The organism is Ferrovibrio sp. GW821-FHT12B10 (assembly GCF_058807515.1).
Genome location: NZ_JBXAQT010000001.1, coordinates 1460453 through 1480246 on the forward strand (window position 1 = coordinate 1460453; position 19794 = coordinate 1480246).

The 19794-nt window shown below is 63.3% G+C and carries 15 protein-coding genes; 11 read left to right on the top strand and 4 right to left on the bottom strand.

All coding sequences use genetic code 11. The features are described from left to right. The first annotated feature begins 188 nt into the window (after positions 1-188). Together AC1RRT_RS07440 and AC1RRT_RS07445 are read left to right on the top strand one after the other, a co-directional pair. The gene (locus AC1RRT_RS07440; RefSeq protein WP_493013142.1) at positions 189-719 is read left to right on the top strand and encodes a mismatch-specific DNA-glycosylase; all 531 of its coding nucleotides are present in this window, start codon (positions 189-191) and stop codon (positions 717-719) included. A 73-nt stretch (positions 720-792) separates the two neighbouring features. Further along, a complete protein-coding gene (locus tag AC1RRT_RS07445; RefSeq protein WP_493013143.1) occupies positions 793-1797 on the top strand; it encodes a dienelactone hydrolase family protein in 1005 nt (334 codons plus the stop codon). A gap of 31 nt (positions 1798-1828) precedes the next feature. Here the strand turns inward: AC1RRT_RS07445 and mutS are convergent, their stop codons facing one another. Next, on the bottom strand, positions 1829-4438 hold the full coding sequence (mutS, locus tag AC1RRT_RS07450; protein ID WP_493013144.1) for a DNA mismatch repair protein MutS: 2610 nt from the start codon (positions 4436-4438) through the stop codon (positions 1829-1831). A gap of 192 nt (positions 4439-4630) precedes the next feature. Here mutS and AC1RRT_RS07455 point away from each other — a divergent pair, with 192 nt between their 5' ends. The 3 genes from AC1RRT_RS07455 (at position 4631) to AC1RRT_RS07465 (ending at position 9382) form a co-directional block, all read left to right on the top strand. Then, positions 4631-6907, top strand: a complete 2277-nt coding sequence (locus AC1RRT_RS07455; RefSeq protein WP_493013145.1) for an NADP-dependent malic enzyme — start codon at positions 4631-4633, stop codon at positions 6905-6907. Positions 6908-6990: 83 nt separating this feature from the next. Then, positions 6991-8115, top strand: a complete 1125-nt coding sequence (locus AC1RRT_RS07460; RefSeq protein ID WP_493013146.1) for a serine hydrolase domain-containing protein — start codon at positions 6991-6993, stop codon at positions 8113-8115. A 73-nt stretch (positions 8116-8188) separates the two neighbouring features. Continuing rightward, positions 8189-9382: an ABC transporter substrate-binding protein gene (locus AC1RRT_RS07465; protein WP_493013147.1), complete on the top strand. Its 1194-nt coding sequence runs from the start codon at positions 8189-8191 to the stop codon at positions 9380-9382. A 15-nt stretch (positions 9383-9397) separates the two neighbouring features. Here AC1RRT_RS07465 and AC1RRT_RS07470 read toward each other — a convergent pair whose 3' ends face one another. Then, positions 9398-10150, bottom strand: coding sequence for a FadR/GntR family transcriptional regulator (locus AC1RRT_RS07470; RefSeq protein ID WP_493013148.1), 753 nt, complete (start codon positions 10148-10150; stop codon positions 9398-9400). 201 nt (positions 10151-10351) lie between these two features. On the opposite strand from AC1RRT_RS07470, the gene AC1RRT_RS07475 reads away from it, so the two are divergent. From AC1RRT_RS07475 to AC1RRT_RS07500, 6 genes are all read left to right on the top strand, one after another. Further along, positions 10352-11638: a serine hydrolase domain-containing protein gene (locus tag AC1RRT_RS07475; protein ID WP_493013149.1), complete on the top strand. Its 1287-nt coding sequence runs from the start codon at positions 10352-10354 to the stop codon at positions 11636-11638. Positions 11639-11848: 210 nt separating this feature from the next. Further along, positions 11849-13102, top strand: a complete 1254-nt coding sequence (locus tag AC1RRT_RS07480; RefSeq protein WP_493013150.1) for a branched-chain amino acid ABC transporter substrate-binding protein — start codon at positions 11849-11851, stop codon at positions 13100-13102. A gap of 131 nt (positions 13103-13233) precedes the next feature. Continuing rightward, positions 13234-14184: a branched-chain amino acid ABC transporter permease gene (locus tag AC1RRT_RS07485; RefSeq protein WP_493013151.1), complete on the top strand. Its 951-nt coding sequence runs from the start codon at positions 13234-13236 to the stop codon at positions 14182-14184. Positions 14185-14187: 3 nt separating this feature from the next. Continuing rightward, entirely contained in the window at positions 14188-15492 is a 1305-nt protein-coding gene (locus AC1RRT_RS07490; RefSeq protein WP_493013152.1) for a branched-chain amino acid ABC transporter permease, read from the top strand. Next, positions 15489-16259 carry an ABC transporter ATP-binding protein gene (locus AC1RRT_RS07495; RefSeq protein ID WP_493013153.1) on the top strand — a complete coding sequence of 257 codons (771 nt, stop codon included), beginning with the start codon at positions 15489-15491 and terminating at the stop codon, positions 16257-16259. Before AC1RRT_RS07490 ends, AC1RRT_RS07495 begins: the two co-directional genes overlap by 4 nt. Positions 16260-16261: 2 nt before the next feature. Continuing rightward, positions 16262-16969, top strand: coding sequence for an ABC transporter ATP-binding protein (locus AC1RRT_RS07500; protein ID WP_493013154.1), 708 nt, complete (start codon positions 16262-16264; stop codon positions 16967-16969). A 10-nt stretch (positions 16970-16979) separates the two neighbouring features. Here AC1RRT_RS07500 and sugE read toward each other — a convergent pair whose 3' ends face one another. Both sugE and AC1RRT_RS07510 read right to left on the bottom strand, forming a co-directional pair. Then, on the bottom strand, positions 16980-17300 hold the full coding sequence (gene sugE, locus AC1RRT_RS07505; protein WP_493013155.1) for a quaternary ammonium compound efflux SMR transporter SugE: 321 nt from the start codon (positions 17298-17300) through the stop codon (positions 16980-16982). Between the two features lie 143 nt (positions 17301-17443). After that, positions 17444-19768: a methyl-accepting chemotaxis protein gene (locus AC1RRT_RS07510; protein ID WP_493013156.1), complete on the bottom strand. Its 2325-nt coding sequence runs from the start codon at positions 19766-19768 to the stop codon at positions 17444-17446. Positions 19769-19794: the final 26 nt, after the last annotated feature.

Here is a 19794-nt window from a genome sequence, read left to right on the forward strand (position 1 = left end):
ACGCAGAAAGACTGCGACCGGAACCCGGTTTTCGATTTTTTGGAGAGAAAGTCGGAGATGCGCCCGGCAATGAAGCAAAGGCGTACAGCCAGAAGGTCCGGCCAAAATGTCGATGGGCGGGACCCTAGGCTTAAAATGCGGCGAATACAAGGCCAATTGACGCTACGACACCCCTATATGAGCCTCGCATGACTCCGCGTGACGACCGCTACATCATCCCCGACCTGCTGGCGCCCGACTTGCGCCTGGTCTTCTGCGGCTCGGCCCTGGGCAAGGCCTCGGCGCAGGCAAAAGCCTATTACGCCAAACCGGGCAACAAGTTCTGGCCCACCCTGCATGAGGTGGGCCTGACGCCACGCCGGTTCCTGCCGGCCGACTATCCCGCCTTGCTGGATCTGCGCATCGGCCTGACCGACATCAACAAGACGCAATTCGGCAATGACGACGCGCTGGCCGCCGTGCATGACGATGTCGCCGGCCTGGCGGCGAAGATCGAGCAGTATCAGCCGGCCATCCTCGCCTTCACGGCGAAACGGCCGGCGCAGGTATTCTTGCGCGCCAGCTTCGGCCTGAAGGCACCGCCCGCCTATGGCCTGCAGGACCAGCGCATCGGCAGGACCAGACTGTTCGTGTTGCCCTCGACATCGGGCCTGGCCGGCAGCTTCTGGGATATCAAGCCGTGGCAGGAGCTCAAGCGGTTGGTGGATGGCGTGGCGTAGGGCCGCCGGCAGAAAATCCGTGCGCACGCTTTGGCCCCTGTCGTAGACTCATCGCATCCTGAGGGGGGATCTCATGCGTCTGCTTCATCTGCTTCTTGCTGCGGCCTGCAGCATCCTGCCGTTCGCCGCGCCGGCCCAGCCGCTGACCGCGACCACCACGGGCACTATCGTCTTCGATGCACCGACCTATACGAATTACGGCACCTTCCGCGCCGGCCAGGGCACGCCGAGCAAGGCCTCGGTAACCATCTGGCTGCCAGCGCGCGCTGCTGGCGGCGGCAAGGTGCCAGCCGTGATGATCGGCCATTCCATCGGCGGCTGGAAGGACGGTTCCGAGGGCATCTATGTGAAGCCGCTGCTGGATGCCGGCTATGCCGTGCTGGGCCTCGATCACTTCGGCCCGCGTGACATCAAACGCGCCGCCGACGTGCCGGGCGCGATCAACCCGATCACGCCGACCTCGGATGCACTGCTGGCGCTCAAGCTCGCCGCCACGCATCCCGCCATAGATCCGGCGCGCATCGGCATCATGGGCCTGTCGATGGGCGGGATCACCACCGAACTGTCCAGTTACGACTTCGTGCGCCGCAAGGTTCTGGGCGACAGCACCCTGCGCTTTGCCGCCCATGTCGCCTTCTATGCGCCCTGCGGCAACATCTTCTCCAACGGCGGCGGGCCGATGACCACTGGCGCACCGATGCTGAAGCTCTATGCCGGCAAGGACGAGACCACACCGCGGGAGAAATGCGAGCGCGTCGATGCACTGGTGCGCGCTGCGGAACCGGGGCTGAACTGGCAGGTGCACTGGTATCCGGACGCTTATCACGCCTGGGAGAATCCGGCGAACAGGCCGGCTTTCCACCCCGCCCATGTCAACGCGCGCAAATGCCCCGTCATGGATTTCGGCACCGCCGTGCGCTTCATCGACATCAACGGCGGCGAGCGGCCGTTCAGTCCGCCGGAATTGCAGGCCTGCATGAAGGAGAGCGCCGGCTATTCGCTGGGCTACAGCCCAGAGGCGGCACAGGATGCGGCCAAGCGTATGCTGGCCTTCTTCGCCCAGCATCTGGCACCGTAGAAACATGGATGCCGCGGCATGATAGTTCGGATTACTTGATCAGCGCCTTGAGCTGATACAGCAGGTCAAGCGCCTGCTTGGGCGAGAGCGCGTCGATATCGGCCCTCTTCAACGCGCCCTCCACTTCCGACGGCGCAGCAACCGCTACCGTCTTGGCCGGCTGGCTGAGCGAGAAGAGCGGCAGGTCGTCGATCAGCTTGGCGGATTTGCCAGTCTGGTCGGACTGTTCCAGCTTGTGCAGCACTTCGCTTGCACGCTGCAGCACGCCATCGGGCAGGCCGGCGAGCTTGGCCACCTGAATACCATAGGAGCGGTCGGCGAAGCCGGCGCCGACCTCATGCAGGAAGACCAGCTCGCCCTCCCACTCCTTGACCTTCAGCGTGTGATTGCTGAGCTGCGGCAGCTTTTCTGCCAGCGCGGTCAGTTCGTGGTAGTGCGTGGCGAACAGCCCACGGCAGCGATTCTTCTCGTGCAGGTATTCCACCACGGCCCAGGCAATCGACAGGCCATCAAACGTCGCCGTGCCACGACCGATCTCATCCAAAATCACCAGCGCGCGGTTACCCGATTGATGCAGGATCGCGGCGGTTTCCACCATCTCGACCATGAAAGTCGAACGGCCGCGCGCCAGATCATCGGCGGCGCCGACGCGGCTGAACAGGCGATCCACCATGCCAAGCTTGGCCGATGTGGCCGGTACGAAACTGCCCATCTGGGCCAGCACGGCGATCAGCGCATTCTGGCGCAGGAAGGTTGATTTACCGGCCATGTTCGGGCCGGTGAGCAGCCACAGCCGCTGGCCATCGGAGAGATCGCAATCGTTGGCGACAAAGCGTTCGCCCTGGCCATTGCGCTCCAGTGCCGCCTCCACCACCGGGTGGCGGCCGCCGATGATGTTGAAATCCAGGCTGTCGTCGATCTGCGGCCGCACCCAGCGGCGCTGGATGCCGAGCTGCGCCAGGCTGGCCGAGACATCGAGCGCGGCCAGCGCCTGCGCGGCTTTGGTAATCGGTTGAGCGTTGGCCAACACTTCGCTGCACAGGCGCTCGAAGATTTCCAGCTCCATGGCCAGCGCGCGGTCGCCGGCCTGGCTGATCTTGGCTTCCAGCTCGCCCAGTTCCGGCGTGGCATATCGCACGGCATTCGCCATGGTCTGGCGATGGATATACTGCGCGCCCATCTTGGACATATGCGTGGGCGTGATCTCGATATAATAGCCCAGCACGTTGTTGTGGCGGATCTTCAGGCCGCTGATGCCGGTATCTTGCGCATACTTGTCCTGCAGCGCCGCGATATGGCGGCGACTTTCGTCGCGCAGCACGCGCAATTCATCCAGCGGCGCATGATGGCCGGCGCGCACGAAATTGCCGTCACGCTGCAGCAGTGGCAGCTCTTCCGCCAGCGCTTCCACCAGGGAACCCACCAGTACGGCATGATCACCCAGCGCATCACGCAAGGCCGCCAGCTCGGCCGGCAACGCGCTTTCAGCGGCCAGTCGCTTGCGCAGGTCGCCGGCCTGGGCCAGGCCATCGCGCATGGAGCTGAGGTCGCGCGGACCGCCGCGACCCAGCGAAATGCGTGACAGCGCGCGGGCCAGATCGGGCACTTTCCCGAGCGCGGCACGGATATCATCGCGCAGCCGCGTGTTGTCGGTCAGTGCCGCCACGGTATCATGGCGCGCGGCGATCAGCGCGGGATCGGTGAGCGGCGCCTGCAATCTCTGGGCAAGCAACCGCGCGCCGGCACCGGTCAGCGTGGCGTCGATGCAGCTCAGCAGCGCGCCATCCCGGCTGCCTGAGGTGGTTTCCACCAGTTCCAGATTGCGCCGTGTGGCCGGATCGATGGCCATGACGCTCAAGGGCGGCTGCTTCACCGGCGGATCGAGCCGGGGCACCTTGCCGCACTGGGTGATCTCGACGTAATCGAGCAAGGCGCCGGCGGCGCAGAATTCCGCCCGGCTGAAATCGCCAAAAGCCTCAAGGGCCGCCACGCCCAACGCCACCTTCAGCCGGCGCTCGCCGGCGACCGAATCGAAACGGGCCGAGGGCAGCGGCGAGAGCGCGCATTCCGCCTGCTCCAGAAGCTGCCGCAGTTCCGCCCGGGCCAGGAGGCCTTCGGGCAGCACCAGTTCGCGCGGGCTGACGCGCGCCAGATCGGCGGCAAGGCCCGCCTGCGTTGTTTCGGTCAGGCCGAATTCACCGGTCGAGAGGTCGAGCCAGGCCAGGGCCAGCACGCCGTCGCTGCCACCAGACTGAGCAAGTGCAGCAAGATAATTGTTGCGCCGCGCATCAAGCAGGCTGTCCTCAGTGATGGTGCCGGGCGTCACCACGCGCACGACATCTCTTTTCACCACGGATTTCGAGCCGCGCTTCTTCGCTTCTGCGGGATCTTCGACCTGTTCGCAGACCGCGACCTTGAAGCCCTGCCGGATCAGGCGCGACAGATAGGCTTCGGCGGCATGCACCGGCACGCCGCACATCGGGATCGGCTGGCCGTCATGCTCGCCACGCTTGGTCAGCGCAATGTCGAGTGCACGTGCGGCCTGGACCGAGTCGTCGAAGAACAGTTCGTAAAAATCCCCCATCCGATAGAACAGCAGGCAATCGGGATATGCCGCCTTGATGGTCAAATATTGGGCCATCAGCGGGGAAGTGCCGGGGGGAAGAGCGGGTGTGGTCGTGTTCATGGCGGTAAAATATCGTCTGAACGCAGACATACCACAGCCGACGAGGCTTTTAACCCCTCAGGCCTTGGCCTTATGATGCCGGACGGGAGCAAAAACCCGTGTTCTCACCGGAAGAACACCTGCGTCATAACCGAAGCACAGAGAAAAATGAGCGACTCGAAAAGCCCATCTCTTTACGACGACGCCCTCGAATTCCACAAAATGGGTCAGCCCGGCAAGCTTGAGGTCGTACCGACCAAGCCGATGGCGACGACCCGCGATCTCAGCCTGGCCTACAGCCCGGGCGTCGCTGCGCCCTGCCTCGCCATCGAGAAAGACCCCGACACCGCCTACGACTACACCTCGCGCGGCAACATGGTGGCGGTGATCTCGAACGGCACCGCCGTTCTGGGCCTGGGGAATCTTGGCGCGCTCGCCTCCAAGCCGGTGATGGAAGGCAAGGCTGTGCTGTTCAAGCGCTTTGCCGATGTCGATTCGATCGACCTGGAAGTCGATACCGAAGAGGTTGAGGCGTTCATCAACGCGGTGCGCTATCTGGGCCCCAGCTTTGGCGGCATCAACCTGGAAGACATCAAGGCACCGGAATGCTTCGTGATCGAGCAGCGCCTGCGCGAACTGATGGACATTCCGATCTTCCATGACGACCAGCATGGCACGGCCATCATCTCGGCTGCGGGCATGATCAACGCACTTCACCTCACCGGCCGCGACTTCAAGAACGCCAAGATGGTGGTGAATGGCGCCGGCGCCGCCGGCATCGCCTGCACCGAACTGGTGAAGGCGATGGGGATGAAGAACGAGAATGTCATCCTCTGCGACACCAAGGGCGTGGTCTATCAGGGCCGTACCGAGGGCATGAACCAATGGAAATCCGCGCATGCCGTGAAAACCGATGCCCGCACGCTGGCCGATGCGCTGAAAGGCGCCGACATCTTCTTCGGCCTGTCGGTGAAGGGCGCGCTGACGCCTGAGATGCTGAAATCGATGGGACCGAATCCCATCGTCTTCGCCATGGCCAATCCCGATCCGGAAATCACGCCCGAAGATGCCGCTGCCACCCGCAGCGACGTGATCATGGCCACCGGCCGGTCGGACTACCCGAACCAGGTCAATAACGTTCTGGGCTTCCCCTATATCTTCCGCGGTGCGCTCGACGTGCGCGCCAGCACCATCAACGACGAGATGAAGATCGCGGCGGCCGAAGCCATCGCCATGCTGGCGCGCGAAGACGTGCCGGACGAGGTCGCTGCCGCCTACAAGGGCGAGCGCCCGAAATACGGCCCGGGCTACATCATCCCCTCGCCCTTCGACCCGCGCCTGATCGTCGAGATTCCGCTGGCGGTGGCCAAGGCCGCTGTGAAGTCGGGCGTGGCGCGCAAGCCGATCGAGAACTGGGCCGCCTATGCCGCCAAGCTGCGGGCGCGCCTGAACCCGACCGTGGGTTCGCTGCAGATCTTCTTCGACCAGGTGGTGCAGAACCCCAAGCGCGTCGTCTTCGCCGAGGGCGAAGAAGAGACCGTGATCCGCGCCGCGCTGCAGTTCCGCGATGCCGGCTATGGCACGCCGATCCTGATCGGCCGCAACGAGCGGATCGCCGCCACCATGGCCGCCATCGGCCTGACCAACCTGGACGGCTGCGAAATCCACAATGCCCGCATCAGCGAGCATAACGCCGATTACGCCAACTTCCTGTACAAACGCCAGCAGCGCCGTGGCCTGCTGCATCGCGACGCGCAGCGCTATGTCAATCTCGACCGCAACGTGTTCGGCGCCTGCATGGTGGCGAACGGCCATGCCGACGCGATGATCACCGGCGTCACCCGCACCTATTCGGTGTCCTATGACGGCGTGCGCATGGCGATCGATGCCCTGCGCGGCCAGCGCGTGATGGGCCTGAGCATCGTTGTCGCCAAGGGCCGCACAGTGTTCATCGCCGATACCAGCGTGGCCGAACTGCCCGAACCCAAGGACATCTGCCAGATCGCGATTCAGGCCGCCGCCGTGGCCCGGCAGATGGGGCATGAGCCGCGCGTCGCACTGGTGTCGCATTCCAACTTCGGCAATGCGCCGGGCGGCGTGGTCGACAAGGTGCGCGAAGCGGTGATGGAACTGGATGCCCGCGATGCCGGCGGCCAGGGCTTAGGGTTTGAATATGACGGCGAAATCTCCGCCCGCGTAGCGCTCAACCCCGACCTGATGAAGATCTATCCGTTCAGCCGGCTCTCGGGTCCCGCCAATGTGCTGATCATGCCCGGCCTGCACTCGGCGCTGATCTCGGCGCAGCTGCTGCAGGAACTGGGCGGCGGCACCGTGATCGGCCCGCTGCTGGTCGGCCTGGAAAAGCCGGTGCAGATCGCCGAGATGGGCGCCAGCGTCAGCGACATCGTCAACCTCGCCGCGCTGGCGGCCTACAGCGCGCGGTAAGCCTTCATCAAAATTCGATGACGGAAGGCCCGGGAGCAATCCCGGGCCTTTTGCTTTGTGCTAGGCTGCATCCGGGAAAAGCCATGATCGTCCGTATCGCCTGCCTTGCCATCTTGCTGTTCGTCGTTCCGGCGAAAGCGCAGGATTGCGCCCCGCCCGCTGATCTGCGTGATGGCTGGGCGACAGCATCGCCAGCCAGCCAGAGTCTCGATGCAGCGCTGCTCTGCGATATCGGCACGCGTTTCGAGGGATGGAAAGAGGCCAACGCCCATGCGGTGCTGGTGCTGCGCCATGGCAAGCTGGTCTATGAGAGATATTTCACCGGTGAAGACCAGGAATGGGGCAAGTGGTCGGTCGGCGCGATCCGGCATGAGGCCGGCCGCAAGCATGATGTACGGTCGATCAGCAAAAGCGTGGTGTCGCTGCTGACCGGTGTCGCAGTTGATCGCGGCTGGCTGACCATCGACCAGTCCGTGCTGGCTTTCTTCCCCGAACATGCCGATCTGCGCACGCCGGAGAAAGACCGCATCACGGTGCGCCATCTGCTGACCATGTCCTCGAGTCTCGCCTGGGACGAGAGCCTGCCCTACAGCGACCGGCGCAACAGCGAAACCGCGATGAATCTCGCGCCCGACGCCGTGCGCTATGTGCTGGAGCAGCCGATGTGGCGCAGCGAGCCGGGCCATAATTACAATTACAGCGGGGGTTCGGCCGTAGTGCTGGCGGCCATCCTGCAGAAAGTCTCCGGCGGCATGGAGATCAATGCGCTGTCAAAGACGCTGCTGTTCGATCCGCTCGGGATTTCCGATTTTGAATGGGCGACCTGGAATGACAGGCCGGTGATCGCCTCGGGCCTGCGCCTGCGTGCCCGTGACCTGGCCAGGATCGGCCAGATGGTGCTCGACAAGGGCCGCTGGCAGGGCAAACAGATCGTGTCGGAGGCATGGATAACTGAGTCCATCGCACCGCAGATCAACGGCCAACCTCCGTATTTCTATGGTTATCAATGGTGGCTGGGCCGCTCATTGCTGAAAGGCCGCCAGGTCGATTGGACGGCCGGCTTCGGCGAAGGTGGCCAGCGCGTCTTTGTCGTCCCAGAGCTGGATATCGTGGTGGTGCTGAATTTCGGGTTGTATGGCAAGGGACTGCAGGGCTATGTCGGCCCGGCCATTCTCAACCAGCATATCCTGCCGGCGGTGACGCGCTGATTTGATCGCACTGCCGCTTGATCTGCGGCGGCTTTTTCTTAGGCTGCGCGCACCTGTCCCCGCGGAGTCCGCCATGCGTCTTTTCACCATTCTCGCCGTTGTTTTCCTGAGCGTCTCCGCCCGCGCGGAGACCGTGCGCATCGCCTTCATCGATCCGCTGTCAGGCCCGGCCGCCGCCGTCACCGAGAATGCGCTGAATCATTTCCGCTTCATAGCGGCGCGGCTGTCGGATGCTACAACCACCTATGAAGTCACCGGCTACGACAACCGGCTGATCCCGCAGGAAAGCGTGATCCAGGCGCAGAAGGCCATCGATGCCGGCATCCGCATCATCGCGGCCGGCAACGGCTCGGCCGCCGCCGGCGCGCTGGCCGATTTCATCGAGAAGCATAATGAGCGCAATCCCGACAAGGCGGCGCTGTTCCTGAACTATGCCGCCATCGATCCCGCACTGACCAACGACAAATGCACGGCGGCGCATTTCCGTTTCGATGCCCATGCCGACATGAAGATGGTGGCGCTGGTGAAATTCATCGCCACTCAGCCGCAGATCAAGAAAGTCTATCTGATCAACCAGGATTATTCCTTTGGCCAGGCGGTGCGCGCATCCGCCCTGGCAATGCTCGCCAAAGAGCGCCCCGACATCCAGATCGTCGGTGACGACCTGCATCAGATGGCCAAGCTCACCGACTTCTCGCCTTACGTGGCCAAGATCAAGGCCAGTGGCGCCGACAGCGTCATCACCGGGAACTGGGGCAGTGATCTGGCGCTGCTGCTGAAATCTGCCGCCGAGGCCAGCCTGAAAACCGACTGGTACACCTATTACGCCAGCGGCATTGGCAGCCCGACGGCGGTGCGCCAGACCGGCCTGGCTCATCGCGTCTTCGCGGTGATCGAGGGCCATGCCAACATGCGCATGACCGACAAGATCGAAGACGAGTATCGCGCGCGTTTTGGCGGCAGCTTCAACGTGCCGCGCATCCGCCTGCTGATGGAAATGCTGCGCGATGGCGTGGTGAAGGCTAAAAGCAGTGAGCCCAGGCTGATCGCCGCCGCCATGGCCGGCGCACAGGCAAAGACCATGTATGACGCCATAGCCACGATGCCGGCGCAGGATCACCAGGTGCTGCAGGACCTCTATGTGACGTCCTTCGGGCCGGGCATGAAGTATGACGAGGAAAAAACCGGCTGGGGCTGGAAAACGGCAGGCATGGTGAAGGCTGCTGATACCGCATTGCCGACAACCTGCAAAATGCCGGCGTTCTGATTACGCGGCCGCCAATTACTCGACCGACGTGACCAGATCGACCGGCTGGTCGAGATCCATGCCGGCTTTCTCGAAGCCCTTGCGCCAGTCGTTCAGATGGCGGCGCGTCCACAGCCGCGCCATGTCCGCATCGCGGCGGCGCATCGCTTCCACCAGCATCTTATGCGCCTCGATCAGGCGCTGCGTGCCTTCCGGCGTGCCCCGCACCGCGACATTGGTGGTGGGATAGATCAGCATGTTGGAGGGCTCGCGCGCGAGCTCGAGCACGCGGTTGCGCGCGCTCTTTTCCAGCAGCAGATGGAATTCGCTGTCATGGGCCGCCACCAACGCCGGATCGTCCTGGTCGCGGATGGTGGCTTCGATATTGGCGTCCAGCACAGCGATCTCTTCTTCCGTCGCACGTTCGACCGCGAGTTCGATCGAGGCCAGGCTCAGCGCGATGGTGGCTTCCCACAATTCACGGAATGTTACCTGATGCAGGATCAGCGCACGGCTGGCGCGGGTGGCGAGGCGGTCGTAATGCGGCAGACCGACGGCGAGACGCCGGCTGGAGGCGCGATGCACCAGGCCGCTATGCTCGAGCAGGCGGATGCCTTCACGCACGGTCGAGCGGTTGACCCCGAACTGGCGCACCAGCTCGGCCTCGGTGCCGATCGGGTCGCCGGGGCGCAGGCGGCCGGACAGAATTTCGCGTTCAATCGCCTCCGCCACCATCTGGTAGGCCGGCACCGGCGTCAGACGCGTGAATTTCTCAGCCGCTTCAGACATTTAACCCCAGAACTGTGTGAAACCACACTGATTCGTCACAAGTGTTGCTGCGCCGATGATCGGCATTTCCACCGCCCAGGTCCAGCGATGCCGGCAAACCTGCACAGTGTGTTTGACTCGCGTCTGATTGTCCGACAATCATGGTGGTGAAGCCAAACAAAAAAATCGGCTCACATAGATAGGCCTAGGGAGGCCACCGGAATGACCATGATGCTGCCACGGTCGGCTTTGCTGGCCGGCCTGATCGTCACTCTCCTGCATGCGCCGGTATCTCTGGCTGCAGAGCTTCTCCCCCGCACGGATCCCGCCAGCCTCGGCTTCGCGCCCGATCGCCTCGAGCGCATCAGTACCAGACTGAAGACCGACATCGCGGCGAAGGCCATTCCCGGCGCCGTGCTGCTGATCGCGCGCCAGGGCAAGCTTGCGTATTTCGAGGCTTTCGGTGAACGCGATCCGCAGACCAAGGCGCCGATGACGCGCGACACCATCTTCCGCATCTATTCGATGACCAAGCCGCTCACCACGGTGGCGGCGATGATGCAGGTGGAGGAAGGCCGCTATCATATCGGCGACCCGGTGGCGAAATTCATCCCCGCCTACGCAAAAGTGCAGGTGGGCGTGGAAAAACCGGCAGCCGAAGCCGGCGGCAAGCCGACGCTTGAACTCGTGCCGCCGCGCCGGCCCATGTCGGTGCAGGACCTGATGCGCCACACCTCGGGTATCACGTATGGCTTCTTCGGCGAGGGCGCGGTGAAGGCGCTGTATCGCGACGGCGGCGTGCTGGCCGGCGATTTCGACAATGCCGAATTCGCCGATCGCATCGCCACGCTGCCGCTGGCCTACCAACCCGGCACCGTCTGGGATTACAGCCATTCCACCGACGTGCTCGGCCGTGTTGTCGAGGTCGCCGACAAGAAGCCCCTGGGCGCGGTGCTGAAGGATCGTCTACTTGGTCCGCTCGGCATGACGGATACTGCTTTCTTCGTCACGGACGCCAGCAAAGTGCCGCGCGTGGCCGAACCCTTCGACAACGACCGCAGCCTTGGCGGCGGCGTGGAATTCTTCGATCCGCGCAAGCCCGGCAAATACGAATCCGGCGGCGGCGGCCTGACCGGCACGGCGATGGATTACGCGAAATTCCTGCAGATGCTGCTGGATGGCGGTACGCAGAACGGCAAACGCTATATCAGCCCGAAAATCCTGGCCTATATGACCGCAGACCATATGGGCAGCGCAGTGCCAGGCCCCTATTACCTGCCCGGTCCCGGCTATGGTTTCGGCCTGGGCTTCGGCGTGCGCAAGGAGGCCGGCGTCTCAGCCGATCCGGGCTCGCCGGGCGACTATTACTGGGGCGGCGCCGGCGGGACCTATTTCTGGGTCGACCCGAAGGAAAAGATGTTCGTCGTGTTCATGATGCAGTCACCTAAGCAGCGCCTGACCTACCGCGCATTGATGCGCGACATGGTCTATGCCGCACTTGTGAAGTGACGATGCAAAAGGCAGTGATCACGCTCTGCTCAAAGTTTCAGCGCGCGGGCAATATCGGTATGAGGAGGATCATCACGTCATAACCGATGCCATGGATTGGCTTGACACCGTCGAGCCACGCCGTCACGCTTTGTGCGATAAACGAATTCGCCGTTGAACGGCGGATCGGCGGACCGGAAGCCGCCGTGACATAACAGGATGGAGGAAATAATGCCCACTCGTTACGGGACAGGCATGGTCGTAGCCGCTGTTGCGGCCGCCGCCGGCATCTGCATGACAGCGCCCGCCATGGCGCAGGTGAAAGTCGCCTTTATCGATCCGTTGTCCGGCGCCATGGCGCCGATCGGCGAGCATGGCGTGAAGCATTTCCAGTACATGATGGACAAGATCAACGCCAAGGGCGGGGTCAACGGCCAGAAGTTGGAACTGCTGACCTATGACAACAAGCTCTCGCCCCAAGAAACCGTGATCGCGGCGCAGAAGGCGATCGACGCCGGCGCGCGCGTCCTCACGCTGGGCAACGGCTCGGGTGCCGCCGCGGCGCTGATCGACTTCGTCAACAAGCACAACGAGCGCAATCCCGGCAAGGAAGTGGTGTATCTCAACTACGCCGCCGTCGATCCGGCCTTCACCAACGACAAATGCAGCTACTGGCATTTCCGCTGGGATGCCCATAGCGACATCAAGATGCAGGCGCTGACCAGCTACATCAAAACCCAGCCGAACATCAAAAAGGTCTACCTGATCAATCAGGATTATTCCTTCGGCCAGGCCGTGCGCAAGGCCGCCAACGAGATGCTGAAGGCCAAGCGCCCCGACATCCAGATCGTCGGCGACGAACTGCATCCGCTGGCCAAGATCACCGACTTCTCCCCTTACATCGCCAAGATCAAGGCGAGCGGCGCAGACAGCGTGATCACTGGCAACTGGGGCAGCGATATCGCGCTGCTGCTCAAGGCTTCGGCCGATGCCGGCCTGCAGGTGAACTACTACACCTATTATGCCGGCGGCGCCGGCGGGCCGACGGCGGTGAAGCAGACCGGCCTGAAGGACAAGGTGTTCCAGATCACCGAAGGCCATGCCAACGTCAACACCAAGGAAAACTACGCCTGGGAAGAGGAATTCCGCAAGAAGAGCGCGGGCCAGGGCTGGTGGTATCCGCGCGTGCGCAACGAGATGGAAATGCTCGCCAACGCCATGAACGAAGCCAAGTCGAACGACCCCAAGGTCTTCGCCGAAAAGCTGCGCGGCATGAAGTACAAGCTGATCTATGGCACGGAGTCCTACATGCGCGCCGAGGATCATCAGTTCTTCCAGGACATCTACATCTCCGCGCTCACCCCGGTGGCCGGCGACATGAAGTTCGACGAGGAGAATACCGGCTGGGGCTGGAAAACCATGGCCAAGGTGCCTATGGGTGAAACCGATGTCGCCACCACCTGCAAGATGGCGAAGCCGAGCTGATATCAGCTGCAAGACTGGGCGGCCCCGGGTCACACCGGGGCCGTTTCTTGACTGAAGACCCGTCACACCCGTTTCACGAGGCGTGACGAAAAAAGACTGACGGGGCTATCTAGTTCAAACGGGGTCGTGCAGTGCTGGAACTGGTGATTTTCTCGACGCTGAACGGCGTGCTCTACGGCATGCTGCTTTTCCTTCTGGCCAGCGGCCTCACTCTGATCTTTTCCATGATGGGCGTGCTGAACTTCGCCCATGCCAGCTTCTACATGCTGGGCGCCTACTTCGGTTTCCAGATCAGCCAGTGGATGAATTTCTGGGTCGCGCTCGTGGTCGCGCCCGTGATCGTCGGCGTGATTGGCGCGCTGGTTGAGCGCTGGGGCCTGCGCACCGTCCATAAATGGGGCCATGTCGCTGAACTGCTGTTCACCTTCGGCCTCGCCTTCGTGATCGAGGAGCTGGTGCAGATGATCTGGGGCAAGCTGCCCGCGGATTATCGCGTGCCGCCGCAGCTCGACTTCGCCGCCTTCGAACTCTTCGGCACCACCTATCCCGCTTTCCGCATGTTCATGCTGCTGATCTCGGTGGCGATCTTCCTCGTCCTGCTGGTGATCATGACCCGCTCGCGCATCGGCCTGATCATCCAGGCGGCGCTGACCCATCCCAACATGGTGGCGATGCTGGGCCATAACGTGCCCAAGGTCTTCATGCTGGTCTTTGGCGTCGGCTGCGGCCTGGCCGGCATCGCCGGCGTCATTGCCGGACCGGCGCTGGTGACCCAGCCCAGCATGGCCCATGTGCTGGGTCCGATCCTCTTTGTCGTGGTGGTCTTCGGCGGACTCGGCTCGCTGTCCGGTGCCTTCATCGCCTCGCTGATGATCGGCCTGATCCAGACCTTCGCCATCGCCATCAACTATTCCTTCGGCGACCTGCTGTCGTCGCTGGGCATGATGCGGCCGGTCAGCGGCCTGCTCAGCGACCTGTGGCAGGTGACCGTGGCCCAGGTGGGCCCGGTGGTGCCGTATCTGATGCTGGTTCTGATCCTGATCTTCCGGCCCACCGGATTGATGGGCACGCGGGAGACCTGATCCATGGCAACGACCACGCTTTCTGCCGCGCAGCCGGCATCCGCCCTCGACATCGTCAAGCGCTATGGCGTCTGGGTGATCGCCGCCGCGATCATGCTGGTACTGCCCAAGATCTTCACCTCGGGCGCAGCGCTGACCACGATGTGCCTGATCGGCATCATGATCGTCTTCTCGCTCAGCTATAATATGCTGCTGGGCCAGACCGGCATGCTGAGCTTCGGCCATGCCGTCTATTACGGCCTGGGCGGCTTCATCGCCGTCCATGCGATGAACACCATCGCCGCCGACAAGCTGCCGATCCCGCTGCCGGTTCTGCCGCTGGTTGGCGGCCTGATGGGCCTGCTGTTCGGCTTCATCTTCGGTGCCGTCTCCACCAAGCGCGCCGGGACGGCCTTTGCCATGATCTCGCTGGGTCTGGGCGAACTGATCGCCTCGCTATCGCTGATCCTGCGCGGCTTCTTCGGCGGCGAGGAAGGCATCAACGCCAACCGCACCAAGATGATGACGCTGTGGGGCGTGCGCTTCGGCCCGCAGATCGAGGTCTATTATCTGATCGCCGGCTGGTGCCTGGTCTGCATGGCGCTGATGTTCGCCTTCACCCGCACGCCGCTCGGCCGCATGTGCAACGCGGTACGCGAGAACCCGGAGCGCGCCGAGTTCATCGGCTACTCCACCCAGACCGTGCGTTTCATCGTTTTCTGCATATCCGGATTCTTCGCCGGCATCGCCGGCGGCCTGGCCGCCATCAACTTTGAACTGATGAATGCGGTGAACATTTCCGGTGCGCAATCGGGTAGCGTGCTGCTGATGGCCTTCATCGGCGGCGTCGGCCATTTCATGGGGCCTGTTCTTGGTGCCATCCTGGTCGTGCTGCTGCAGGTGTTCCTGAGCGACATCACCGGCGCCTGGATGCTGTATTTCGGCCTGATCTTTATCGGCATGGTGATCTTCGCGCCCGGCGGCATGGCCGGCCTGATCATGCTGCATCTGCCGCTGGTGCGGCGCCGCAGCCTGCATCACGTGCTGCCGCATTACGCGGTGATGGCGGTGCCGGCCGTGCTGGGTATTGCCGGGCTGATCGCACTGATCGAAACCGCGCATCATCAGATGGTCAAGACCGCCACCGATGGCCCGGCCATGAAGCTGTTCGGCATCGCCTATAACTCAAACAACCTGCTGCCCTGGATCGTGGCGCTGGTACTGATCGCCGCCAGCCTGGGGCTGGGCCGCTGGTATGGCCCGCGCTTCGCTGCCGCCTTCTCGGATGCCGCCCATGGACCGGCCTCCACACAGGAGGGCGCGCGATGAGCAACGCTTCGGCAGCAGCCCTTGAGCTGCAGGACCTGCATAAGAGCTTCGGCGTCACCCCCATCATTCGTGGCGTTTCGCTGAAAGTCGGTAAGGGCGAGCGCCATGCCATCATCGGGCCGAATGGCGCCGGCAAGTCGACGCTGTTCCACCTGATCTCGGGCCGCTTCGGCCTCACCGAGGGCAGCATCGCGCTGAACGGCGAGGACATCACCGGACTGAAACCCTACGAGATCAACCGGCGCGGCCTGTCGCGCAGCTTCCAGGTCACCAATATCTTCCCCAAGCTCAGCGTCTTCGAGAATGTGCGCTGCGCCGTGCTGTATCATCTGGGCTACCGCTATTCCTTCTGGCACAACACCCGCAAGCTGGCCGATGCCAATGAGCGGGCCGACGCGATCCTGCAGCAGATCGGCTTGCTGGAGCGCCGCGAATTCCCCGCTGGCATGCTGACCTATGCCGAGCAACGCGCGCTGGAAATCGGCATCACCATCGCCGGCGGTGCCGGGGTCGTGATGCTGGACGAGCCGACGGCGGGCATGAGCCGCTCGGAGACCTCGCATTTCGTCAACCTGATCCGCAAGGTCACCGAAGGCCGCACGCTGATCATGGTGGAACATGACATGGGTGTGGTCTTCGACCTCGCCGACCGCATCTCGGTGCTGGTCTATGGCCAGATCATCGCATCCGACACACCGGCCAATATCCGCGGCAACAAGGCGGTCCAGGAAGCCTATCTGGGCCAGGCCATGGAAGCGGAGCATTGAAGATGAGCGAGACCATGCTGCAAGTCCGCGACCTGCACGCCTATTACGGCAAGAGCCATATCCTGCACGGCGTCAGCTTCAACGTGAAGACCGGCGAGATCGTGTCGCTGCTGGGCCGCAACGGCGTCGGCCGTTCGACCACCATCAAGGCGATCATGGGCGACGTGCCGCCGCAGGGCTCGATCATGTTCAAGGGCGAGGAGATCGCCGGCCGCAAGCCCCATGAGATCGCGCGCCGGGGCTTAGGCTATGTGCCCGAGAACCGCGACATCTTCCCGGCGCTGACCGTGCGCGAGAATCTCTATCTCGGCCAGAAGGACAGCAAGACCGCCGGCCGCTGGTCGATGCAGGACATGTTCGACATCTTCCCGCGCCTGCAGGAACGTGCCGACACCGCCGCCGGCGTGCTGTCAGGCGGCGAGCAGCAGATGCTGACCATGTGCCGCACGCTGATGGGCGACCCCGACCTGATCATGGTGGATGAACCGACCGAAGGCCTGTCGCCCATGATGGTGGAGAAGGTCGGCGTCCTGCTGGAACGCATTGCCGCGCGCGGCGTGTCCATCCTGCTTGTCGAGCAGAAGCTGACCATCGCGCTCAAGATCTGCCAGCGGCTCTATGTGATGGGCCACGGACACATGGTCTTCGAGGGTACGCCGAAGCAGCTGATGGATGACACCGCCATCCGCAAGGAATGGCTGGAAGTCTGATCCCACCGCTTCAAGCCGGGCTGACCAGCTTCAGCCCGACGATGCCGGCCACGATCAGCCCGATGCAGACCAGCCGCAGCGCGGCGGCGCTTTCGCCGAACAGCCAGATGCCCAGCACAGCAGTGCCGATGGTGCCGATGCCGGTCCAGATCGCATAGGCGGTGCCAAGCGGCAGGGTCTTCAGCGCCAGGCCGAGCAGCAGCAGGCTGACGATCATCGCGCTGACCGTGCCGATGGTCGGCCAGAGTCTGGTGAAGCCTTCGGTGTATTTCAGGCCGACAGCCCAACCGATCTCGGCCAGACCGGCAAACAGCAGAATGATCCATGCCATGGCGAATGTCCTTTTCGCTCTGCGAGCAAGCCGTCTTGGCGCTCTGCTGACAGGGTCGTCCCCGCCCCTCAAAAAGAAAAAGGCCGGGTCGTCCCGGCCTTTTCTCATATGGGGCAATGCAATGCCCGCGACAAGAGGCGCGATCAGTCGGCCGCATCCCGCAGCGCCGGGGCCGAAGCACCACCGGTGCGGAAGAAGCCGACCAGCTCGGAGAGTTGCCGGCCCTGATCGGCCAGCGACTGCGCCGAGGCCGAGGTCTGTTCGACCAGGGCGCCATTGCGCTGGGTCATCTCATCCATGCTGCCGACGGCGGTGTTGATCTGCTCCAGCCCTGTGGCCTGCTCACGGCTCGCGGCCGATATTTCGGCAACGATATCGGCCACCTTCTTGATGGCGCCGACGATCTCGGTGAGCGAGCTGCCGGTCTGGTTTACCAGTTCTGCACCCGTCTTCACCTGGGCATTCGATTCGCCGATCAGCGCCTTGATGTCCTTGCTGGCATTGGCCGAGCGCTGGGCCAGGGCACGCACTTCCTGGGCGACGACAGCAAAGCCCTTGCCGGCCTCGCCGGCACGGGCCGCTTCCACCGAGGCATTCAGCGCCAGCAGGTTGGTCTGGAAGGCGATCTCGTCGATCAGCCCGACGATGTCGCTGATCTTCTGGGCGCTGCCTTCGATCTGGCTGACCGCGGCCACGGCGCGGCTCACCACGCTGCCGCCCTTCTCCGCCGTATCGCGAGCCGCCACCGCCAACTGGTTGGCCGCCTGAGCATTGTCGGCATTCTGCTTCACGGTCGCCGTGATCTCATGCATCGAGGCGGCCGTCTCCTCGATCGAGGCGGCCTGGCTTTCCGTGCGCTGGGCGAGATCCAGGCTGCCGGTGGAGATTTCCGCCGAAGCCACACGCACCGTGTCGGCGCTTTCCGCCAGCTTGCCGGCGAAGTCGCGCAGACGGGCCACGGTTTCCCGGGCAGCCTCGGCCAGTTCACCGAAGCCTCCCTGATACTGACCTGACGCCGTCGCGGTGAGGTCGCCCTGGCTCAGGCCACGCAGCACGCGGCTCAGATCATTGAGCACGCTCTGCAGCGTATCGGCCAAGCCATTCATCTGGCCGGACAGTTCGGCAAAAACGCCATCCTTGCCTGCCATGTCGATGCGGCGCGAGAAATCGCCATTGCCGACCGCCATGCAGAACTGAGCAATTTCCCGGCTGATCGCGGCTTCACTCTCACGCTGCTCGGCTTGCCGGCTGCGCTCGGTCTCGGCGCGGCCGCGCTCCTCGGTCTCCATGCGGACTTTCTCGTCCGCATTGCGTTGGAAGACGCCCAGCGCCTTGGCCATATCGCCGATCTCATCGGTACGGTCGCGATAGCCGATTTCCGCCTGCTGGCCCTCGGCGATGCGTGTCATCGTGCCGGTCATGGCACCCAGCGGACTGACCACACGGCGCAGGAAGAAGACCGCACTGCCCAGCAGCAGCAAAAGGACCACCAGAATGACACCACCCTGCACGGCGAGGGCCTGGGTGCGGGTAGCAATCAGATCATCGGCAATGCGCAGGGCCTCGGTCACCGCCGCGTCACGCAGGAAGCCGGCGGTATAGAGCTGCGGATTGTGACGGGCCCGGAATTCAGCCGGCGTGAAGGGCCACTGACCACCCTTGTCGCTGCCGGCGATGATTTCGTCATACATGCTGGGAATAAGCTTGAAATAAGCCTGATAGGTCTTGTCGACCTCGGCCTTCAAGGCAGACGAAGCATCGATCTGCTGCATCGTCATGGTAATGCGATCCCACATTGCCGTGAGACGACCGGTGAAATCATTGTGCCGCGGCATCACATCGGGTGTCATCGGCTTTCCAGAGACGATCACATTGGTCATGCCAGTGGCGCGCGCACTGCCAGTGGCTCGGATATCGGCGGCCAGGCGGGCCAACACCATCGGCGCCGCGACATCGGAATCGGCACGGCTGATCGCTGCGTCATGGGCATTCAGCGCCGGCGTCATGCTGCTGACTAGATCGATATAGGCCGGCGCATAGTTCTTCAGGACATCCTGCGGGCGATCGGCCAGCGGACGAGTGATGGTCGCATCGACCTTCTTGCGCCAATCCGCGATGGTGGACTGTGCCTTTTCGATGCGAGCGAGGTCAACGGCCGGATGCTGTAGTGCGCGAGCCAGCTCGAACAGCGTCTTGAAAGACTCGTCCGTCGTGGCGCGCGGCTTGGTGACCGGATCGGATTTTGGATCGGTCAGCTTGGCATCGAACAGGAAGGCGTTGTCGGCACCGCGCTCAATGCCAATCAGTTCGTTGGTGCGCATCAGCGCGCCCTGAACCGCGGCGAGGCCGCGAGCGGTGACGACACTTTGCCGCGATTGCCAGGCGTCCTGGATCATTACGCCGGTTACGCCCAGAATCACGATGGCGATCAGCGCCATCAAAAGCATGAAGCTGCTACGGATACGCATGAAGCACCTCTTTCACTGCCTGCAGG